Here is a 21,329-nt window from a genome sequence, read left to right on the forward strand (position 1 = left end):
GTTTTCGATGTCAAACCAATCGCTGACCAAAAGCTGATCAGCCCGTCAAGCTCGTGGCAAGGTTTTGGTCAGTACGTCAGCAAACTGCATGTTTCGAGGCTTTTCCGCAGCAAAAAAGCCGTCTCCCGAACAGTTGGGAGACGGCTGTCATAGGAAAAATCAATTACAGATGGACATCGGGATCGAGCATTTGAGCACTCACGCGCATGGATGACGCCAAGTTTTGGAACGTTTCCAAACGCAGGCTGTCAATCTGCCCGGCGTCCTCGGCCTCGCGAACGGCACAACCCGGCTCATGGGTATGCGTGCAATCGCCAAACCGGCACGCACGCGATGCCTCGACAATCTCGGGGAAGGCGCGCGCCAGGCCCCGCTCGTGACCCACGAGCGGTAGGCTGCGTAGGCCCGGGGCATCGGCGATCACGCCGGCGTCGCCCGGTAGCGCCACCATCACGCGCGCGACGGTAGTGTGACGGCCCTGGTCGTCGCGTTCGCGCACACCGCCGGTCGCCAACGCATCGTGGCCCAGCAGCGCATTGAGCAGCGTCGACTTGCCGGCACCCGATTCGCCCAAAATCATGGCACAGCTCCCGGCGGGCACGCAGGCGCGTACCTCGTCCAGGCCGCGGCCCTCGGCAGAGGACGTCACGATTACGCGCACGTCCGGACCCACCAGGCAGCGCACGCGGTCCAGATCGCGCTCGAGCTCCTCGGCATCGCAACGGTCAGCTTTGGTGAGCACTACCACCGGCTCGGCATCGCAGTCGAGCGCCAACACCAGCGAACGCGCCACGCGGTCGAGCAGTACCTCGCCGGCACCGAGCGCCTGCACGATTAGCACGCTATCCACGTTGGAGCAGAGCACCTGGCGCTCTCCGCGGGCACGGCCGCGCCAACGCTCAAAGCTCGTACGGCGTGGCAGCACGCACTCAATCACGCCCATATCGTGCCCGGGAGCGCGGCGCACCGCCACACGGTCGCCCACGGCAGGCAGCAGGACCTCGTCCTCGCCGCGCGACTTGGCAAACCCCACGGCATGCTCGGCGCGGAAGGTATCGTTGGCAGTCGCCACCAGCGGAAACCCGCGATCCAAGCGCACCACGGCGCCAAGCTGCATCTGCTCGGGCTCCTCGGCATGTGCGCAGAAATCATCAAAGGCAGTCTGCTGGGCTTCATCGACCGGCAGGTCATCAAACGCCGGAACATCCTGCAGCGCATCGAGCCCCGGTACGCTCGCCAACAACTCCTCGGCAGACACGGGCGCTTCGGTCGCGAGCTTCCGACGACGGTCACGCTTAGCCCGCGCCCCCGTCGTCTTTTTCTTCGCTTTAGCCTTCGCCTTGCCCACAAGCGCCTCCCAGCACCACAAATCACAACTGAGCAGGTATTTTAAATCAAAAAGAGCTGGCCGGGCAAAGCCCGACCAGCTCACAAACTTTTCCTCAGCTTACGGTCCCGAGAGGTCATCCGAAGGCCCGCCCGCCGGGAGGGGTTTCTTCTGAGCGATCCCGCAGCGCGAAGCGCGAGGACCAGCGAAGAAGAAACCCCGCAGGCGGTCGGGCCGGTGGGAAGGATGGCCTTTCGACCTACTCCTTCTCGACCGCGCGCATGATCGCCTTGTAGATCTCCATCAGCGGGATGATCAGGAAGGCCAGGCCCAAAGCGGCAAGAACGCCCTTGAGCTCAAGCGTCACAGGGCCAAAGAACATCTCGGCAAGCGTCGGCTGCACGGTCACGATCACCGTCAGCACCAGTGCCAGCGCGGCGGAAGCCCACAGCCACTTGTTCTGCTTCTTCATGGTGAACAGCGACGCACGACGGCTGCGCATATTGAAGCAGTGGAAAATCTCGACCATGTTGAGCGTGATGAACGCCATCATCACGCCTTCCTCGTCGGCATTGCCGGCGATCATATCGGCGATGTGGATGTAGCCCATGTCAAAGTACACGCCCACAAAGAAGCTCGCCAGCACCAGCACGGTGATGATCAGGCCCTGGACCACGCAGTCCAGACCCATATTGCCGGCAAAGACTCCGTCCTTGGCGTTGCGCGGCTTACGCTTCATGATGTCGCCCTCGGCATCCTCCATGCCCAGCGCGAGCGCGGGGAAGCAGTCGGTGACCAGGTTCACCCACAGCAGCTGCACCGGCTGGAAGATGGTAAAGCCGATGAGCGTGGCGATAAACACCGAGAACACCTCGGCAAGGTTGGCCGAAAGCAGGAACTGGATGACCTTGCGGATGTTGTCGTAGATGCGGCGACCCTCTTCACAGGCACCGATGATGGTGGCGAAGTTGTCGTCGGCGAGCACCATGTCGGCGACGTTCTTGGTGACGTCGGTGCCGGTGATGCCCATGCCCACGCCGATGTCGGCGCGTTTGATGGACGGGGCGTCGTTGACGCCGTCACCCGTCATGGCCACGATCTGGTCGCGTGACTTCCATGCCTCGACGATGCGGGTCTTGTGCTCGGGTTGGACGCGGGCGTACACGCCGTAGTCCTCGATGTGCGCGTCGAGTTCCTCGTCGCTCATGCGATCGAGGTCGGCACCGGTGATGGCATGGTTGCGATCGGTGACGATGCCCAGCTGCTTGGCGATGGCCACGGCGGTGTCGATGTGGTCGCCCGTGATCATGACGGTGCGAATACCGGCATCGTGGGCCTCGCGGATGGCGTCGGCGACCTCGGGGCGGACAGGGTCAATCATGCCGGACAGGCCGCAGAAGACCAGGTCGTGCTCGAGCGCAGCGGGGCTGCAGTCGCTCGGGACCTCGGTGTAGGTGCGGCTTGCCAGCGCCAGCACGCGCAGGGCCTCGTCGGCCATGGCCTTGTTGGCGGCCACGAGCTCGGCGCGACGCTCCTCGGTCAGCGGAACGACCTTGTCGCCGTCGTAGATATGGGTGCACAGGCCGATCACCACGTCGGGCGCGCCCTTGGTGTACTGCTCATACTCGCCGTCCAGGGTCTCGACGACCACGGACATCATCTTACGGCCCGAGTCGAACGGGGCCTCGCCCACGCGCGGGTGCTCGGCAGTCAGGCCAGTGAGGCCCGCCTTGCCGGCGTCGTTGACGAGCGCGCACTCAGTCGGCTCGCCCACGGCCTCGCCCAGCTCCTCGTCCCACTGGGCATCGGAGCACAGAGCCATGCCGGCCAGGAACTTCTCCTTAGGCGCGGCGAGCTCGTGCTTGACGACGGTCATCTTGTTTTGGGTAAGGGTACCGGTCTTGTCGGAGCAGATGGTCTGCGTGCAGCCGAGAGTCTCGACGGCAGAGAGCTTGCGGATGATTGCCTGACGCTTGGCCATCTTGGTCACGCCAAGCGACAGCACGATGGTCACGACGGCGACCAGGCCCTCGGGGATGGCAGCGACGGCAAGCGAGACGGCGACCATAAAGGTATCGAGCAGGGCGGTCGGGTCGGTAAGAACGTTGCCCACGCCGTGGCGGATGATATCGACGCCAAAGATAACGACGCAGATGACGATAACCATGATGGTGAGGATGCGGCTGAGCTCGGCAAGCTTCACCTGCAGCGGCGTGAGCTCTTCCTTGGCCTCGGCCAGGGCGCCGGCGATCTTACCCATCTCGGTGTTCATGCCGGTGCCGACCACGACGGCGCGGCCGCGGCCGTATACCACGGTGGAACCCATGTAGCACATGTTCTTGCGGTCGCCGAGCGGCACGTCGTCGGTGCCGGCGGCGAGCTCAATCACGTTGGCATGCTTCTCGACGGGCACGGACTCGCCGGTAAGGGCGGCCTCCTCGATCTTCATCGTGGCGCTCTCGAGCACGCGGCAGTCGGCCGGGACGGAGTCGCCCGCCTCGAGCATGATCACGTCACCGGGCACGAGCTCGGCGCTCGGCAGGTGCACGAGCTTGCCGTCGCGCAGAACCTTGGACTGCGCGGCGCTCATCTCCTGCAATGCTTCGAGAGCTTCCTCGCTTTTAGCCTCCTGGACCACGCCCAGCACCGAGTTGACGATAACGACGAACATGATGATGGCGACATCGGCAAAGTCCGCCTCGCCCTTGACCATGCCCGTGAGTGCACTGATGACGGCGGCAACGATCAGCATGATGACCATGGGGTCGGCCATCTGCTCAAAGAAGCGCTTCCACAACGGCGTCTTCTCGGCTTCCTCAAGCTTGTTAGGGCCTGTCTTGGCGAGGCGCGACGACGCCTCGTCGCTGCTCAGGCCGAGGTTCTCATCGACACCTTGGTCGCTGAGTACCTCCGCCGCGGCGGACAGGTATTCCTTTTGCATATAGAATCCCCTCCTGGGATTCGGGCCACTCAGCAGATTGATGCCCGATCATAATTCCCAGGAGAAGGGCAAGGGCTCATCAAGGCTGCCGTGCTGAGCGGCAGTTGATAGTGGGGCTATGGTACCCCAAAGCGGCGCGTCTAGCCAAAACATTCCAATTGGAAACACGGCTCGAGTGCAACGATGCAGACCGTGTGATGCTCAACATTGATAAAACGTTTTTTCTTCGGTGCATCATCAAACTGAAATATCGCCCAGATAGCAGCGGTTAGAACGGTTGGTAAAGTTTTTGCATATACCGTTTTTACCGCAAAAAATGAACTTCTAATTCGGCATACGGTCGATTTTTTGGGGTATTCGGTCGGCATTTCGTTATAATCATCTCAGTTTTATTTCTTATGGTTTATCTATCAGCGCAAGACGATGTCAGATGGAGGTCTGAATGTACAAGCGCACCAAGATTGTATGCACCATGGGTCCCGCCTGCGATAGCGACGAGACCATCCGCGAGATGATCAAGGCGGGCATGAACGTCGCCCGTTTTAACTTCTCGCACGGATCCTACGACGAGCACCACGGTCGCATCGAGCGCGTCCGTCGTATTTCCAAGGAGCTCGGTCTGCCCGTCGGCATCCTGCTCGACACCAAGGGCCCCGAGGTCCGCACCGGCCTTCTGGTCGACGGCAAGAAGGTTGCCGTCAAGACCGGCGATAAGATCGTCGTCACCGCTCAGCCCACGTCCGAGGATTTCCACGGCACCGCTGAGCACATCTCCCTCGACTACCTGGCTCTGCCCTCCGAGGTCGAGAAGGGCTCCCTTATCCTGATCGATGACGGTCTGGTTGCCCTCGAGGTCGAGTCCGTCAGCGGCCAGGACATGACCTGCGTCGTTAAGAACGACGGCCTGATCGGCGAGCGCAAGGGCGTCAACATGCCCAACGTCAACATCTCGCTGCCCGCCATCACCGAGCGCGATCGTCAGGACATCCTCTTTGGCCTGACCGAGAACATCGACTACATCGCCGCTTCCTTCATCCGTGACGGCGAGTCCGTCCGCGGCATCCGCGAGCTTTGCCGCGAGAACGGCGGCGAGCACGTGACGATCTTCCCGAAGATCGAGTGCGCCCTGGGCGTCGAGAACTTCGACGAGATTCTCGAGGCTTCCGACGGCATCATGGTCGCCCGTGGCGACCTGGGCATCGAGATCAAGCCCGAGCTTGTTCCGCACATCCAGAAGGAGATCATCGCCAAGTGCAACGCGGCCTACAAGCCCGTTATCACCGCTACGCAGATGCTCGACTCCATGCAGCAGAACCCGCGCCCGACGCGCGCCGAGGTTGCCGACGTTGCTAACGCCATCTACGACGGCACCGACGCCGTTATGCTCTCTGGCGAGTCCGCTGCCGGTAAGTACCCGGTCGAGGCCGTCAAGATGCAGGCCAGCATTGCTCTCGAGACTGAGAAGTACCTCCCGGCTCACGCTCCGCTCGAGGTTCCGGCTGACGCTCACGGCACCCGCGTCGTCAACAACGTTGTGGGTATGTCCGCTGTGAACATGGCTACCACCGTTGGCGCCAAGTGCATCACCGTGCCGACGACCACCGGTCGTACCGCTCGCCTGATCTCGCACTTCCGTCCCAACATGCCGATCTGCGCGTTCTCCCGCCACGAGTGGGCCGTCCAGCAGATGATTATGTACTGGGGCGTTATCCCGCACCAGGCCGAGATTACCCAGGGCACCGTCAACGGCACGATCGTCAAGGCGATCGAGACCGCTAAGGAGCTCGGCTACGTCAAGGCCGGCGATCTGACCGTCGCTACCGCTGGCGATCCCCGCATGAGCGTCCAGCTCGAGGATAAGGTCTCCTCGACCAACGTCGCTTACGTCGCTCAGGTGCGCTAAATCGTACTTGCAAGCACACTTGCATTGCAAAGGGCCCGGAAGGCATTGCCTTCCGGGCCCTTTTTCTGTGCGCCGATGTCTACTGTATGGCATGACACGCAACCAACTGCTTATGGCATGCTATGAGATGTGCAGCTCGTTTGCCGTGTTTACGCCATGCGACGGAAGCTGTTGATCAATTGGGGTGAGCTATTCACTGCCAAGCCGGCCGGCTAGCAGCTAGCGATCAGAGGGACTGCGGGGACGTCCGAAGCGGCAACGCGAGCCGCAAAGCCCTCCTCGGTCAGCTCGATGACCTCGGTAAACGTTGCGTCGAAGAATTTCTCGGTCAGCAGGCGGTATGGCGGATGGTCGGGCTCGCCGGGGTTTTCGCGCACGATCTCGTGCATAACGCCGATGGTCTTGAGCACATACTCCTTATGGATGGGATACTGCCCAAAACGCGTCGCAGCGGTATACAGGCGATCGGTCGCACGCGGGATGGAAACAATGCCCAGCGTCTTGCCAAACCAGTCAAAGTCACCTTGCTTTTTAATGCGGAACTCCTCGCACGGCTTGCCGCCGTGCGCCTCCAGGTACTGATTCACGCGCGTATTCCATACGGTATCGGCCACCAGATGCGACCAGACACCCAGTGTCAAATCGAGCAACGACTGCGCCACGTCCTCGGACGCAAGCGAGAACTCACAGGCGCCGGGACCGGCAACCGGCTCGGCATCCTTGTAGCGCTGGGGATAGTGCACGCGATTCAGTCGCTCGCGCTCCTCGACAATCGAGGTAGCCGCGGCTGGCGCACCGGTGGGCGAACTTTTAAGCAACGGTGCCACATAGGTATCCCAGAACTCATGCTCACGAGGCTTAGGGATAGGCTCGGGCTTTGCAAAGTGCGTAATGCGGTACGGGATGGGATCGGCGATGCCAGGGACCATATAGCCCACGAAGATATCCGGAACCACGCAGCCAAACAAAAAGGCATTGCGGTCGCGCACGCTATTGGCAAGCGCACCGGTGCGCTCCAGCAAACGCTCCGTCTGAGCGATATGAATGTTCCAACTTGGCATAGCCACCCCCATAAAAAACCTGGATAACTATACCATCACGGCAAAGCCGCGCGGGCGGCTACGCACGCTCTACGCAGCAACTAGTCCGTAGCACCGCTTTCGGTTCCATACGACGGCGAAGGTGCCTCGACCACATGGTGATATCGATCGATATAGATTGCACGGGCACCCAGGCGCCGCACCAAATCCTGGTGATGCGTGCTCATCAAGACCGTCTTACCCGCCGCGACGTAGGCCAGCAAGAAGTTGACCACGATGTCGCATGAATCCTCGTCGAGCCCATTGGTAGGCTCGTCGAGGACCAAGATATCCGGGTTCATCGACACCACCGCAGCCAGCGCAACGCGCTTCTTTTGCCCGCCCGAGAGCTGATAGGGAGAGGCGTCGGCAAGGTCGGCAACCTGGAACAGCCCCATGGCATCGCGCACGCGGCGCTCGAGCTCGTCTGCCGGCAACCCCATCTGCGCGGGACCAAAAGCAACCTCCTCGCCCACCGTGGCGCAGAACAGCTGGGCATCGGCGTTTTGGAATACGAAGCCCACGCGCTGGTGGAACTTCTGAGCAGCAGCAGAATCCTTCAGATACGCCGCATCGACCACGTGCCCGTCAAACAGGAATGCCCCTGCGTCCGCGAGTTCAAGGCCGTTAATAAGACGCATAATCGTCGTCTTGCCGCAGCCGTTGGGACCTAGCAGGGCAACGAGCTCCCCACGGTCCACGCGCAGCGAAACGCCGTCGACCACCGTATGGCCCGCATAGGAAAACACCACGTCGCGAATCTCGATGAGCGGCGTTGCCTCGGCGCCAACAGCACCGCTCGCGCCTATCGCGTCATTTGTATCGTTTGCCAAAACGTCGCCCTTCCCTATTCATATCGACGGTTCGACCGCCCGCGTTACAGCACGGCGCACAACACTGTCAGCAGCGCCACGCCGGCCGCATAGGCCGCATCGCGCCAGCCAAACCTGGCGCGCGCGGGAGCCGGATACGCACCGGCAAAGCCGCGGCAAAGCATAGCCTCGTCCATCGCGCGACTGCATTTCATCGCCTTGATAAAGGTCATGCCCATGATACCCGCGATCGAATCGGTACGCGAAAATCCCTCGGGCGCACGGCCAACGCTGCGCAGCATGACCGATTCGCACAGATCGTGCGCCGTACGACCCAGCACCTCGATGTGCTTGAGCGCCATATCAAACGTAAAGATAACTTCGTCGGGTAGGTGCAGCATCTTGAGCGCCGCCGACATGCGGCTCCACGTGAGGGTCCACGAAACGCCCAGCACCAGCGACACATTAATGAAGGTCTTGAGCGCAATCTTGAGCATGGCGCCCGTAGCGGAAGCACCCAGCAGCAGGGCAGGCAGCGCCAAAACCACTGCGAGCCCCGCGGCGCCAAGCGCCGGCACAAAGGTCGCGCGCAGCCCGCGTACGGGACGCACGGCAACGAGCACCAGCGCAATGGCCGCCATCAACATGAGGTACAGTGGGCTTTGTGTCAGGCACACGCACAGGACGCAAACGAATATCCCCACCAGGCGCACCGGAGCCGAAACGCAAGAAAGGGCGCGGTCGACCATCGACCCGCCCTCGTGCGCGCCTCCACCCAGGCGAACCCGCTCAAGCAGGCTCGCCAGGTGCAGGACGTTCTTTTGCATCACGCGATGACGAGCGCCCGTGGGCTCGTATCGCTCCTCGGCCGCAAGCCAGCTAGGCAGCTCGACCATCGCCATGGGCTCCGCTTTCCTTGACCGTCAGCGAGATCAGACGGAATGCGATGGTGAGCACCGCCACGCCAATCACGCCGGACAGGATATACATGGCAGCCTGACCGGCAAAGCCGAGACCCTGCTCCTCGGAATAGGCCTGCAGGTAATCACCCGTAGGCAGAGCGTCGGCAAAGGTCGGGGCGTCGAGACCGACCGAAGCCTGCAGGCTGTCGTCGCCAGCCTCCTGAACGGCGGTCGCGGCGCCCTCGGCGTCCCACTCACCCCAGGCGTCACCCGTGGCCAGCAGGCCCAGCGGCGTGGCCACGACAAGCACGGCAACCAAGATGAGCGTGGGGACCAGCGAGGTCTTCTTTGCAGCAGCGCCCTCGGCAGCAAGCTGTCCATCGGCGGCTTCGGGGCCGACGATAACGCTCGGCGCCGTCTTCTTGATAAAGCCGTAGATCGCGGCAGTCGCCACGCCCTCGACCACGCCGGCTACCAACATATGCGGGATCATCATGGCCGGAATGGCAATGGACAGCGGGAAGGGGCAGTACAGCGGAGCGCCCGAAGCATTTGTGAAAAGCATCGGCTGAATACCAAACTCGATTGCTGCGCACAGGGCCGCCAGGCACAGGCCGACCCAGCCGCTTACGATGGCCGAAACCGAGGTGCCCCAGCTCTTGTCGTGCAAACGGCTGTTAAGCGCGCGGAACACGATGGCTGCGGCAAACGGCAACACGAAGGCCATGTTAAAGCAGTTAGCGCCAAAGGACAGGATGCCGCCGTCGCCAAACAGCAGCGCTTGCAGCGCCAGCGCGACCGAAACCGCGATAGCCGCGGCCTCGGGGCCCAGCAGCAGCGCGATGAGTGCGCCACCAACGGCGTGGCCTGTGGTGCCGCCAGGCAGCGGCACGTTGAACATCATGAGCAGGAAGGAGAACGCGGCGCAGATGCCCAGGAACGCCATGTGCTCGCGATCGAGCGTGGCGCGCACCTTTTTGATGCAGTGGATCCAAACGGGCACCATCGCCACCGCCATAACGGCATCGGTCTGCGGGGACAGATAATTATCTGGAATGTGCATGTACGCCTCCCGGTTATCGGCGCACGGAATTGCAACGCCGCTTGAATCACCTTTCCAGTGTTACGTAATGTCAGATTCGTAACACTCCGCGGGCTATCATAGCAAAACGGCGCACTGCCGACAAAGCAGCACGCCGTTATGTAATGCGCGTGTCATATATGCAGGCTCAACGGTGCCTTATACCGAAAACAGCAGTCACGTAAGACTCGGCGGCAGCCGACGCTGGCCCATATCCGGCGCAGGACCTAGCCGCGGACCTCGCCGTTTACGCCCTTGCACACCTTGGTGACGATCTTCTGGTGCGCCTTTTCGACCTCTTCGCTGGTGAGCGTGTGGTCGTCGGAGCGATACGTAAGCGCAAAGGCCATGGATTTCTTACCCTTGCCGATGCGGACCGGATCGCGGTAGACATCGAACAGGCGCACGCCCTCGAGCAGCTTGCCGCCGGCACTCGTAATACGACGCTCAAGATCCTCGCAGGTCACAGTGTTGTCGACCACGATAGCAAGGTCGTGCTCAACGGCCGGGTACTGCGAGAACTCACGGTAGTTATCCTGGTTGCGGGCGCCCTTGATCAGCTTGTCCAGGTCAAGCTCAAAGGCAACGACGACCTCGTCGATACCCATAGCCTCGCGCGCCTCGGGGTGGATCTCGCCAACCCAGCCCAGCACGGTACCGCCCGAGAGTACCTCGGCAGCACGACCCGGTTGCAGGAAGGCATAGCTCTCGCCCTCGACGGGACGGAAGCGAACCTTCTCGATGCGCAGCTGGGCAAGCAGCTCCTCAACGATGCCCTTGCCAAAGAAGAAACGCAGCTTGCGGTACTTCATGTTCCAAGACTGCTCGCTCCACTGGCCCGAGAGCACACCCGCCACGGACTTGGTCTCCTTGGGCAGGCTGGCGTTCTCGCGGCCATGGAACAGGCTGCCGACCTCGTACAGGTGCACGTTGGGCGTGCCGTGGGCCTCGTTGTAGGCCACAGACTGCAGCAGACCCGGCAGCAGCGAGCGGCGCATCTCGGTCTGCTCGGCCACCAGCGGGTTCATGAGAACCACGGGGCAGCCGCGGCCCTCGGTGGACATACCAATCTTCTCCAGGTCGCCCGGGGCGGCAAAGCCAAAGGTCGTGGTCTCGTTGAGGCCGCAGGCGCGCAGGATCTCGCCGACCTTACGGGTGAGCTTCTGCTCGCGGGTCAGGCCGCCGATGTGGTTCTTGGCAGCCGGGATGGTCGCCGTAACGCGGCCCATACCCCATAGGCGCAGGACCTCCTCGATCAGGTCGATCTCACGCGGCAGGTCGGGACGGAAGCTCGGCGGGGTAACCATAAAGTCCTCGCCGTCGCGCTCGACGGTGCAGCCCAGACGGGTGAGCGAGCGCTCGATAAAGTCGGGCTCGATGTCGGCGCCGCAGATGGCGTGCACGCGGGCCAAGCGCAGCTTGATGCTATCGATGGTCTTGGGCGCGGGGAAAACGTCGACGTAGCCGGGAGCGACCTCGCCGCCGGCGATCTCCTCGATGAGCGCGCACGTGACGTTGGCGACATCCACGCAGCCGGTCTCGTCGACCTGGCGCTCAAAGCGAATGGAGGCGTCGGAGATCAGCGAAAGGTCGCGGCTGGTGTGCGAGGTGCGGCCGGCGTTGAAGCAGGCGCTCTCGACCATCACGTCGACGGTGTCGTCCTCAATCTCGGAATCCATGCCACCCATGACACCGGCCAGCGCCACGGGACGCTCGCCGTCGGTGATGAGGCCCATACCGGCGTCGAGCACGCGCTCCTCGCCGTCGAGCGTCGTGAACTTCTCGTCCTGCTGGGCGGCGCGAACCACCACACGACGGTGGCCATCGCGCTCGGCAAAGGTGTCCAGGTCAAAGGCGTGCAGCGGCTGACCGGTGAGCATCATCACATAGTTGGTGATGTCGACGATGTTGTTGTGCGGGCGCACACCCAAGGCGTTAAGGCGCTTGACCATCCAGTCGGGCGACGAGCCGACCTTGACGTTGCGCACGATGCGGGCAACGTAGCGGTCGCACAGGCCCTCGTCGGCAATCTCGACGGAAAGCTCGTCGTCGGTCGCGCGGCCGGTCTCGGCTTTGATGGCGGGCAGCTCAACGTGGAAATCGCGATCGAAGATGGCGCCGGTCTCGCGGGCCATACCGATCATGGACAGGCAATCGGGACGGTTGGGCGTGATCTCGCAGTCGAGCACGGTATCACTCGAGCCCACGTACTCGGCAAACGGCATGCCGCAGGGCGTATCCTCGGGCAGGATCATGATGCCGGAGTGGTCACCACCCAGGCCGAGCTCGCGCGCGGAGCAGTTCATGCCCATGGACACGACGCCGCGAAGCTTGCTCTTCTTGATCTTGACGTCGCCGGGAAGCACGGCGCCAATCATGGCCGTGACGATGTGGTCGCCGGCCTCGAAGTTCTGCGCGCCGCAGACGATCTGCAGCGGAGCGGGGTTGCCGTCGGCGTCGAGGTTCTTGTCACCCACGTCGACCGAGCACACATACATGTGGTCGCTATCGGGGTGCGGGGTCTTGGTGAGCACCTTGGCGGTCACCACGTGGTCGAAGGACTCGCCCACGGTGTCGATCGCCTCGACCTCGGTGCCGGTACGGATATATTCGTCCGAAAGGGTCTTGGGATCCTCCGGAATATCAATCATGGTCTTGAGCCAGTCGTAAGAAACACGCATCTAACTGGTCTCCTTTCATAAATGCGGCTTTGAGCCGGAAACTGCAACTAAGAAGAAAGCGTTCTAGAACTGGTTCAAGAACCTCATGTCACCAGTCATCAACGTGCGCAGGTCGGGCAGGTCGTAGCGCAGTGCCGCGACGCGCTCGGCGCCAATGCCAAAGGCGAAGCCGGTGTACTTCTCGGGGTCGATGCCGCAGTTGATAAGGACGTTGGGATCGACCATACCGCAGCCCAGAATCTCGATCCAGCCGCTGTGCTTGCAGAAGTTGCAGCCCTTGCCGCCGCACACGTGGCAGCTCACGTCCACCTCGCAGCTAGGCTCGGTGAAGGGGAAGAAGTGCGGGCGGTAGCGCGTTTTGCGGTCCTCGCCAAACATGAACTTAACAAAATAGTCGAGCGTACCCTTGAGGTCGCCGAAAGTAATGCCCTCGTCCACGACCAGGCCCTCGATCTGGTTAAACTGCGGCAGGTGGCAGGCATCGGCCGTGTCGGGACGATAGACGGTGCCCGGGCAGATCATGTAGATGGGCGGCTTTTGCGACTCCATGGTGTGGATCTGCACGCCCGAGGTCTGGGTGCGCAGCAGCACGTCGGACTCGCCGTGGGCGTGCGCCTCGGGGTGCGCAACGCTGCCGGGGTTGTTGTCGACCACGTAAAACGTGTCGCGGGCCGAACGGCTCGGGTGATCCATGGGGGCGTTAAGCGCCGTGAAGTTGTAGTAGGAGGTGTCGACCATGGGGCCGGACTCGACAGTGTAGCCGATGCCGCAGAAGATGTCCTCGGCCTCCTCGATGATCTGCTTGATCAGGTGCTGGTGACCGATCTGCGGACGGATGCCCGGCAGCGTGATGTCGACGGCATCGTGCTCGAGTGCGTGCTTAAGGGCGGCGGCCTTCATCTCGGTCGTGCGCTCGTCGAGCATGCCCTCGATCAGCTGGCGCATCTCGTTGGCGCGCTTGCCCATAACGGGACGATCCTCGGGGGCGAGCTTGCCCATCATGCGCATCAGGCCGGTGATGCGGCCCTTGCGGCCGAGCAGCGCGACGCGCGCGGCCTCGAGCTTCTCGGCGTCGTCGGCGCCTGCGACGAGCTCCTTGGCCTCTTCCTCGAGTTTGACCAGATCATCAATCAGACTCATGTCTTCCCTTTCGTCTCTCGCGCATCCGCGCTCCGGGACGGCTGACGCCGCCCGATGCTGCGGATGCGCGGCCCGGTTCGGTAACAAAAAACCGCCCTCGGGCATGTGCATTGCCCAAGGACGGTTAAATTCCGCGGTACCACCTTGTTTGACCCGGCGGATGTCTGGCCCGCCGCGCCCACTCTGCGCCCCTTATCGCGAGGCTCACGGCTTCCCTACTGGGGCCTCGCTGCCGCCGGCCGCGTGCCCGTTGAGGTCGCTGCTCGGGAGTGAACGCTTGGCCCTTGCCACCGCAGGAAGGCTTGCAGCCCATGACCTTCCCTCTCTTGCCGGCGACGCGGCGGGCAAAACCCTCTCCGTCAACGCATTGGGCTATAGGATAACACATTTCGCGAGCGCATCGCCGCGTTCCGTTTTGTTCGCGCTGGGTACAAGGCAGGTAGCTGTGCAAACTGGCCGCGCACCCGCTTGCGACGCTCGGCCTGCGAGATTAAGGATACGGTATGGGAAAGAAACTCGATAAGAAGGCCAAGGCAGCCGTGGCAAAGGCCGCCAAGGGCGTCAAGGCCGCTAAAGTCGACAAGGCCGTCAAAAAGTTCCGCAAACTCGAGGGCAAGCTGTGGACTCGCGAGTACCTGCTCAAGATTGCCGAGTTCGATGGAGCGACGATTGCTCCTGCCAACGGCGCTGCCGCCCGTGCCGACGCCATGGGCACGCTTGCCGGCGAACATCACAAGCTACTGACCTGCGAGAAGTCTGTTGAGCTCGTACGCTCGTTAGCGCGCGAGACGGTCGCGGGCGGCAAGATCGACGACCCGCAGCTGCTCGACGAGATTCGCGTGCTCGGCCGCGACCAGCGCGAGGCAGGCGCCATCCCCACCGAGGAGGCCGAGGCCTGGACCAGGCTCACCTGCGAGGCCGACGCCGTGTGGCACAAGGCCAAGGCGGCCAACGACTGGGCGAGCTTTGAGCCCTATGTGGATAGAATCGTCGCCCAGCTTAAGCATCAGGCCGAGCTCATGGACCCCAAGCGCGACCCATACGACGTTTGGCTCGACCAGTACGAGCGCGGCCTTTCCGCCAAGAGCTTCGATGCGTTTTGCGATGAGGTCAAGGCGACGGTCGTGCCGCTCGTGCACGCCATCGGCGAGCGCGGCCAGCAGCCCGCTGCCGACTTTTTGCACGCCCGCGTGCCCGAGGCCGCCCAGCGCGCCATGAGCTTCGACCTTATGAAGCTCGTCGGCCTGAACCTGAACGACACCACGCTTGCCTTTACCGAACACCCGTTTAGCGAGGGCTTTGCCGTGGGTGACGCGCGCATCGCGACACACATCTACGAGAACGATTGCATCTCCAACGTCTACAGCATCATCCACGAGGCGGGACATGCCATGTACGAGCTGGGCGTCAATCCCGCCTATGCGCGCACCTGTCTTGAGGGCGGCACCTCCATGGGCATCCACGAGAGCCAGAGCCGCTTTTTCGAGAACACCGTGGGTCGCAGCCGCGCCTTTATGGGACCGCTGCTCGAGGTGCTGCGCCGCCACGCACCCGAGGTCTACGGCGACGTCGACGAGGACACGCTCTACCACGCCGTGAACATCGCGCAGCCTTCGCTGATCCGCACCGAGGCCGACGAGCTCACCTATCCGCTGCACGTTATGGTGCGCTACGAGATCGAGCGCATGCTGTTTGCCGGCGAGGCCACGGCCAAGGACATCCCCGCGCTTTGGAACCGCTTCATGGATGAGTACCTGGGCATTCCCGTTCCCGACGACACACACGGCTGCCTACAGGATACGCACTGGAGCGGCGGCTCGTTTGGCTACTTCCCCACCTATGCGCTGGGCAGCGCCTACGACGCCATGTTTGTGCCGGCCATGTGCCGCGACGGTGTCGACCTTACCGGCGCCTGCGCGAGCGGCGACCTGACACCCGTCCGCGCCTGGCTGGGCGAGCACATTTGGCAGTGGGGCCGCGCCAAGGACGCGCCGGAGCTCATCAAGGGCGCGTGCGGCATGGCGTTCGATGCCCGCTACTACTGCAGCTACCTGCAGGACAAGTTCACCACGCTCTACGAGCTGTAGGGCATAACCGACACGCCGACGCAAAGGGGACGCCGCGGAACCAATCCGCAGCGTCCCCTTTCCACCTAGTCGTTTAAGAACGTCCCCAATGACTACCTTTGCAGCGTCGAGCAGTTACGCGGTTTGGTAAAACCGCGTAACTAAAGAGCCTCCAGAACACTTGAGATGCGCTTCATGGCGGCATCGGCGGATGCTTGGTCGGGCGCCTCGGCCAGCACGCGGATAACCGACTCGGTTCCGCTCTTGCGCACGAGCACGCGGCCCTCGCCTGCCAGCGCAGCCTCGGCCTCGGCGATGGCGTTCTGCACGCCCATGTTCTCGAGCGCGGCGTCCTTGTCCGCCACGTGCACGGCCACCTGCGCCTGTGGCAGCAGCTTGCACGGAGCCGTGAGTTGCGAGAGTGTCTCGCGCTCGGCACGAATCACTTCCATCACGCGCAGCGAGGTCATAATGCCGTCGCCCGTGCGCTCGATATCGCCAAAGATCGTATGGCCCGTCTGCTCGCCGCCCAGGCTGTAGCCGCCCTCGCGCATCTTGGCATACACGTGACGGTCGCCCACGCCGCTGGTCACGGCGCTCAGTCCGGCAAGCTCCAGCGACTTGACCAGACCAAAGTTGCTGGCGATCGTCGGTACCACGGTACCGCCCGAGAGACGCCCGTGCTTGTTCAGGTACACGCCGCACACGTACAGGATCTGGTCGCCGTCGACCACGCGGCCGCGCTCGTCCACGGCCAGGCAGCGGTCGGCATCGCCGTCGTAGGCAAAGCCCACATCCAGACCCTGTTCCACCACGTGGCGCTGCAGGCGCTCCATATGCGTGGAGCCGCAGTCGACATTGATGTTAAAGCCGTCGGGCGCGGCGTTGATCACGCGCACGTCGGCACCGAGCGCGTCAAACACCGGCTTGGCCACCGAGGAAGCCGAGCCGTTGGCGCAGTCAATACCGATCTTGACGCCCTGCAGCGAAAAGTTCGCACTTGCAATGAGCGAAGCGATGTAGCGGTTGCGGCCCTGCATGTAGTCCACCGTGGCACCGATGTGGTTGCCCGTGGCCAACGGAACTTCGCTCTTGCCATCGATGTAGTCCTCGATGAGCTCCAGTACGTCCTCGTCCATCTTAAAACCGTCGCTATTGACGAGCTTAATGCCGTTATCGCAAAACGGGTTGTGGCTCGCGCTGATCATGATGCCGCAATCGAAGCAGCCCTCCACGGTCTGATGCGCCACGCCCGGCGTCGGGATCACGTGCAGCATATAGGCGTCCGCACCGCTCGCGACCAGACCGCTCACCAGCGCCGCCTCGAACATATAACTCGAGCGACGTGTGTCCTTGCCCACGATAACGCGCGCCTTAGCACTGCGGTTGGCGCCGTAATACCAGCCCACAAAACGGCCAATCTTATAAGCGTGCTCTACCGTCAGCCCAACGTTGGCCTCGCCGCGAAAGCCGTCGGTGCCAAAGTACTTCATATCTTACTTATCCTGTTCGAACGTTTGAGCGGTTGGCGTGGTACGAACCTTAAGCTCTTTGTGCCCAGAGTCCTTCGAAGTCGTGACCGTATACTCGACCTTTATGTCTTGTCCAAGAAGCATGTGGACACCGCCCCATGCAACCTTCAAGCCATCGTGCGTCGCTTCGTTCATCTCGATAGAACCGGAGCCCGAAGTCTTAATATCCGAAATGCTGCCTCCCGCAGGAGCATAGAGATAAAGCCTCAGCACCTCATCGTCAATATCCTGGCTAATGCCGTTATGGCCCTGGAAATAACCAGGCATCTCGGCCTTCTCCTGGGGGGTCATCGTGTTCTTGAGCGTGGTGGTCACTCGATACGTCGTCGAGCCATCGGCATTTTCAACCGAAGAATCGATGGTGACTCGCTTATCGAGGAACCAATCCATCTTTGAATAGCTGTAGTTGTTCACATAAACGCCCAAGATCGGAGCCTCCGACGTATCGGTTTGGAGAGCGCCCGATATTCCAAGAGCCTTCGCGGCCTTTTCCTCGTCATCATTTCTCGAATACATGAGGATGCGACCCTCGGAAGCGCCCTTTTCGATGGCGGCAGCAATCTTAGTAATATCGCTGGAGCCCAGTTCGTCCACAATCTTGTTAAAAGCTGATCCGGCAACCGCCGCAAAAATGGCGTCCTGTTCCTCTACCGGGTAATTCCAATAAATATCGTGCAGCAGCACCTTTGCAGCGTTGCTTCCATCAACGACGGTGCCGTCAGGAAGCTGTGTGCCACCTACAACGCCGAGCATATACTGCAAAAATACCGGATCGACTGCAAATACGCCGTCGATGTCATCTCCGACAATGGCCTTCTGCATATCGCTGACAAGCTGAGCCGCACGCGGATAATCAGGCGTCATCGTAACGTCGCCCATCGTGTATCCGAGCGTGTTGAATCCGGTCAGGCCCCATCCGGTCGTGAACAAGTTTGCCTCTTCATCGGTGATGGGAAGCGGGCTCAAAGGCTCTTTCATCATGTCGACTTTGACAAAATCGCCCAGTTCGAGCTTACCGTCAGTCACCGACATCACGCCGCGAGAACCGGGGAAACCGCCGCAGGCGCGGATCTCGACGTTGCTCATCGCGAGCACAAGATAATGACGCGTCTGGCCGTTGGCGCCGAGCATCTGGGGAAGGACGGGGGCGACCTTCTCCGCCGCGTCAACCGCACCGTTGAGGGTGGCAAAGCCGTCCTTGGCCTTATCGACCAGCTCGGTCACCTGGGAAATATGAGTATCGCCAATGCCCTGGACCTTCTCGTTGGCGCTCTTGAACACCTTCGAGCTGCTGGAAAGCGAATCGGCGACCGCCTGCAGCGCGGACACGTTAATCATGCCGTCCTGGAACAGCTTGCCGGGCGTGGCCTGCGAAAGGTTATCGGCCATGGGAACCAGCGCGTTGCTCGAGACATCGGACAGGGCGTCAATCATGGTGCGGGCCGCATTGATATCGCTGCCATACACCGGGATAAACGAAGCCGCCGTCCACAGCGGGCTCGAGGTCTCCGCCTTCATGCTGTCGCAGAGCTCATCGATCTTCTTCGCGTCGTCAGGCAGCGTCGAAAAATCGCCCGACGTGACCTTGTCCTTAAGGCCACCGACGATCTCGACAGCCTCCTTCGCTTCACTCTTTACGGTCTTTGCCGAGTTAAGCAGCATAAAGCCGCTTGCGCCAAGCGCAACGAGAAGCACCGCGACCACAGCGGCAATAATGGCGCCGGTGTGACGCTTTTTGCGCTCGCCCTTGCGATGGCGATGACGGACCAGACCGTCAGAGGTCGAACTCGACGAAGCGTCGCTACCGTAGTTCAAACCAAAATCGTAATAATCTTCCTTGGAACCCGAGCCCGCAAACTCGGCACCGCTATCATCCAGGCGGGCAAACGTGCCAGTCTCGGAGGCGCCGGTGTAAATCGTGCCGAGGTTACCCGTAAGCCCCGCGCCACCGGCAGAGGGAGTATTGTTGGCGGCCTTGTCGGCATTAACGTTGCCGGCGGCATTCGCGGCGTTGGCAGCACCTGCGTTGTTCGCGGGTACCGAAGGAGCCCCGCTCGGCTGCGGCGTGGAGGTTGCACCGCCCGCAAAGACATTCCCTCTTGCACGGCCGGTCTTTTTTGCCTTTTGAGACTGCTCGTACAGAGCGGTAAACATCGCCGTCTCGCCCGGGGACACGCGCTTACCGGAACCGCCCTGTCCAGCGCCGCCCGGCGTGCCGGCCTTACCAGCCCCGTTCGGACGCGGCGGAACTGCAGGGCGGCCGCTATCGCTGCCCTTAAAGTGATTACCAGCCATAAAGAAATCCTCGCAATTGAGTCGCAATGAAAAAGTCCATAACGTTGCTAGTTTATGGCATTTTGAGCATCGACAGCTAAACTCCAGACACGGACGTCAATTGGCGAAAATGCGGCACAACACCTTTTCCGTCTTGGCAGCGGCGCCAGCTACACCGCGAGGAACATCATCACGATGATCATGACAAAGCCGATAAGGTCGGTCGGCAAAAACACCGTCCCCAGCATAACGGCGCTGGTGATGGTCGCCGAAACCGGCTCCACAGTTCCGATGAGGCTCGCGCGCACCGAGCCGATGTCCTTAACGCCCTGCATATAAAGCATGTAAGCAAAAAACGAGCCGATAACCACGAACACCGCGAGCGCCTCGACGCCGGCAGCGTCGAGCGCCGGCATATGCGCCCAAGGCCGCACGAAGACGCACGAGACCACGCCCGCCGTGAGCATTGCCGAGCCCGTGACGATGGGGCTGCCGTATTCGGGCAGGATCTTGGCGGGAATCACCGCCATACACGCGGCGCTGACCGCACACATAAGACCTGCTGCCAGGCCAAGCGGCGAGATATTCAGGCTGGTAGGGTCGCCACCGGTGGCGATTAAAAAGGTTCCACCCAGAGCCAGGCCAATGCCGATGACTTCGCGAGTACGCGGCATGCGGCGATCGGTCACGCAGGCGTAGCCCATGATGATAACGAGCTGCAGGCACTGGAGCACCGTCGCGGTTCCGGCGTTCGTCAGGCGCACGGCCGAAAGATAGCAAAACTGGTTGAACAGCAGGCCAAAAGCGGTAAAGAGCAGCAGCTGCTTGCGATCAGCGGGCGTCGTCCAAAGCTTGACCAGGCGTGCGCGGTCGCGCGTGACAACCACAGCCATAAAGAGCAGGCCGGCGAGAATCTGCCGTATGCTCATAAGCCACAGCGTATCGACATGGTAGGTATCGAACAAAAAACTCGCGCTGGTGCCCGAGAAGCCCCAAAACGAACCGCCCACCAGCGTAGCCAAGACGCCCGTGATCATCTTGCGCGTCGAAGCGCTGTTCAGGCGGTCGCGCCATGCGCGACGGGTGTTGCGGCTGAGCTCGTCGGTGCCCTCGGGCACATCAATGTTCGATATATCGGTCATCGGCACCGAAGCCCCTGCGCCTTCGACCTGCTCGACACACTCTTTGCTCATTCCACTCCCCCGAAACAGCCTGGAAACAATTCGGCTTACCTTACCACGGCGAAGTCACCAGCTGGAGGCTTGTCCGCTTATCGGTAGGACAATTCCGCAGGCGTCTTTCCATAGCTCGATACCGCAATGGCCTTGCATTATGCGACAGCCAAATCGCGGCAGCAGGCTCTTTTGAAATGGATGCGACAAAGCCCCCGAATTCCACAATGTAAGCGATTTTTAAAAATGTTCTTGCCACCGAGTTCAGGCTCCGTTATATTATCCCTTGCGCGCTTGCGCACCCTTGATCGGGCGTTTAGCTCAGGGGGAGAGCGCTTCCCTGACACGGAAGAGGTCAGAAGTTCAAATCTTCTAACGCCCACCAAATGTTCGCAGCTCAGAGGCTATGTCTCTGGGCT

13 protein-coding genes and 1 tRNA gene are annotated in these 21,329 nt (G+C 61.7%); 3 read left to right on the forward strand and 11 right to left on the reverse strand.

The genetic code is table 11. The annotated features are described in order from the left end of the window. Nucleotides 1-163 precede the first annotated feature (163 nt). On the reverse strand, nt 164-1,117 hold the full coding sequence (gene rsgA, locus I4W07_RS05475) for a ribosome small subunit-dependent GTPase A (protein ID WP_195521664.1): 954 nt from the start codon (nt 1,115-1,117) through the stop codon (nt 164-166). Between the two features lie 469 nt (nt 1,118-1,586). After that, on the reverse strand, nt 1,587-4,268 hold the full coding sequence (locus tag I4W07_RS05480) for a cation-translocating P-type ATPase (RefSeq protein ID WP_196025866.1): 2,682 nt from the start codon (nt 4,266-4,268) through the stop codon (nt 1,587-1,589). A gap of 442 nt (nt 4,269-4,710) precedes the next feature. Here I4W07_RS05480 and pyk point away from each other — a divergent pair, with 442 nt between their 5' ends. Further along, nucleotides 4,711-6,171 (forward strand): pyruvate kinase, encoded by a 1,461-nt coding sequence (pyk, locus tag I4W07_RS05485; protein WP_196025867.1) that lies wholly within the window; start codon nt 4,711-4,713, stop codon nt 6,169-6,171. A gap of 212 nt (nt 6,172-6,383) precedes the next feature. Here pyk and I4W07_RS05490 read toward each other — a convergent pair whose 3' ends face one another. The 6 genes from I4W07_RS05490 to pheS all read right to left on the reverse strand — a co-directional run bounded on the left by I4W07_RS05490 (nt 6,384) and on the right by pheS (nt 13,866). Beyond that, entirely contained in the window at nt 6,384-7,232 is an 849-nt protein-coding gene (locus I4W07_RS05490; RefSeq protein ID WP_230317499.1) for a hypothetical protein, read from the reverse strand. A gap of 80 nt (nt 7,233-7,312) precedes the next feature. Next, nucleotides 7,313-8,083, reverse strand: a complete 771-nt coding sequence (locus tag I4W07_RS05495) for an energy-coupling factor ABC transporter ATP-binding protein (RefSeq protein WP_196025869.1) — start codon at nt 8,081-8,083, stop codon at nt 7,313-7,315. Nucleotides 8,084-8,127: 44 nt separating this feature from the next. Next, nucleotides 8,128-8,964 (reverse strand): energy-coupling factor transporter transmembrane component T family protein, encoded by an 837-nt coding sequence (locus I4W07_RS05500; RefSeq protein WP_196025870.1) that lies wholly within the window; start codon nt 8,962-8,964, stop codon nt 8,128-8,130. Beyond that, a complete protein-coding gene (gene cbiM / locus I4W07_RS05505; protein WP_196025871.1) occupies nt 8,942-10,027 on the reverse strand; it encodes a cobalt transporter CbiM in 1,086 nt (361 codons plus the stop codon). The genes I4W07_RS05500 and cbiM overlap by 23 nt, the downstream gene beginning before the upstream one ends. 245 nt (nt 10,028-10,272) lie before the next feature. After that, nucleotides 10,273-12,726 (reverse strand): phenylalanine--tRNA ligase subunit beta, encoded by a 2,454-nt coding sequence (pheT, locus tag I4W07_RS05510; protein ID WP_196025872.1) that lies wholly within the window; start codon nt 12,724-12,726, stop codon nt 10,273-10,275. 63 nt (nt 12,727-12,789) lie between these two features. Next, complete coding sequence (gene pheS, locus I4W07_RS05515; RefSeq protein ID WP_196025873.1) at nt 12,790-13,866, reverse strand: phenylalanine--tRNA ligase subunit alpha; 1,077 nt, start codon at nt 13,864-13,866, stop codon at nt 12,790-12,792. Nucleotides 13,867-14,369: 503 nt separating this feature from the next. On the opposite strand from pheS, the gene I4W07_RS05520 reads away from it, so the two are divergent. Continuing rightward, nucleotides 14,370-15,953, forward strand: a complete 1,584-nt coding sequence (locus I4W07_RS05520) for a carboxypeptidase M32 (RefSeq protein WP_196025874.1) — start codon at nt 14,370-14,372, stop codon at nt 15,951-15,953. 140 nt (nt 15,954-16,093) lie between these two features. Here the strand turns inward: I4W07_RS05520 and glmM are convergent, their stop codons facing one another. The 3 genes from glmM to I4W07_RS05535 form a co-directional block, all read right to left on the reverse strand. Further along, nucleotides 16,094-17,425, reverse strand: coding sequence for a phosphoglucosamine mutase (gene glmM / locus I4W07_RS05525; RefSeq protein WP_196025875.1), 1,332 nt, complete (start codon nt 17,423-17,425; stop codon nt 16,094-16,096). Between the two features lie 3 nt (nt 17,426-17,428). Beyond that, nucleotides 17,429-19,759 (reverse strand): DUF4012 domain-containing protein, encoded by a 2,331-nt coding sequence (locus tag I4W07_RS05530; RefSeq protein ID WP_196025876.1) that lies wholly within the window; start codon nt 19,757-19,759, stop codon nt 17,429-17,431. 149 nt (nt 19,760-19,908) lie between these two features. Further along, entirely contained in the window at nt 19,909-20,931 is a 1,023-nt protein-coding gene (locus tag I4W07_RS05535; RefSeq protein WP_196025877.1) for a DMT family transporter, read from the reverse strand. A 289-nt stretch (nt 20,932-21,220) separates the two neighbouring features. Here I4W07_RS05535 and I4W07_RS05540 point away from each other — a divergent pair. Next, nucleotides 21,221-21,295: transfer RNA gene (locus I4W07_RS05540), tRNA-Val, on the forward strand. Nucleotides 21,296-21,329 lie beyond the last annotated feature (34 nt).

The sequence above is a fragment of the Collinsella aerofaciens genome, from assembly GCF_015670745.1.
GTDB classification, from domain to species: Bacteria; Actinomycetota; Coriobacteriia; order Coriobacteriales; family Coriobacteriaceae; genus Collinsella; species Collinsella aerofaciens_T.

What these genes read in the sequence shown, in the direction of transcription:
- rsgA (WP_195521664.1), bottom strand. Translation starts at nt 1,117, where the DNA reads ATGCAGCTTGGCGCCGTGGTGCGCTTGGATCGCGGGTTTCCGCTGGTG.
- I4W07_RS05480 (WP_196025866.1), bottom strand. Translation starts at nt 4,268, where the DNA reads ATGCAAAAGGAATACCTGTCCGCCGCGGCGGAGGTACTCAGCGACCAA.
- pyk (WP_196025867.1), top strand. Translation starts at nt 4,711, where the DNA reads ATGTACAAGCGCACCAAGATTGTATGCACCATGGGTCCCGCCTGCGAT.
- I4W07_RS05490 (WP_230317499.1), bottom strand. Translation starts at nt 7,232, where the DNA reads ATGCCAAGTTGGAACATTCATATCGCTCAGACGGAGCGTTTGCTGGAG.
- I4W07_RS05500 (WP_196025870.1), bottom strand. Translation starts at nt 8,964, where the DNA reads ATGGCGATGGTCGAGCTGCCTAGCTGGCTTGCGGCCGAGGAGCGATAC.
- cbiM (WP_196025871.1), bottom strand. Translation starts at nt 10,027, where the DNA reads ATGCACATTCCAGATAATTATCTGTCCCCGCAGACCGATGCCGTTATG.
- pheT (WP_196025872.1), bottom strand. Translation starts at nt 12,726, where the DNA reads ATGCGTGTTTCTTACGACTGGCTCAAGACCATGATTGATATTCCGGAG.
- pheS (WP_196025873.1), bottom strand. Translation starts at nt 13,866, where the DNA reads ATGAGTCTGATTGATGATCTGGTCAAACTCGAGGAAGAGGCCAAGGAG.
- I4W07_RS05520 (WP_196025874.1), top strand. Translation starts at nt 14,370, where the DNA reads ATGGGAAAGAAACTCGATAAGAAGGCCAAGGCAGCCGTGGCAAAGGCC.
- glmM (WP_196025875.1), bottom strand. Translation starts at nt 17,425, where the DNA reads ATGAAGTACTTTGGCACCGACGGCTTTCGCGGCGAGGCCAACGTTGGG.
- I4W07_RS05530 (WP_196025876.1), bottom strand. Translation starts at nt 19,759, where the DNA reads ATGGCTGGTAATCACTTTAAGGGCAGCGATAGCGGCCGCCCTGCAGTT.
- I4W07_RS05535 (WP_196025877.1), bottom strand. Translation starts at nt 20,931, where the DNA reads ATGAGCAAAGAGTGTGTCGAGCAGGTCGAAGGCGCAGGGGCTTCGGTG.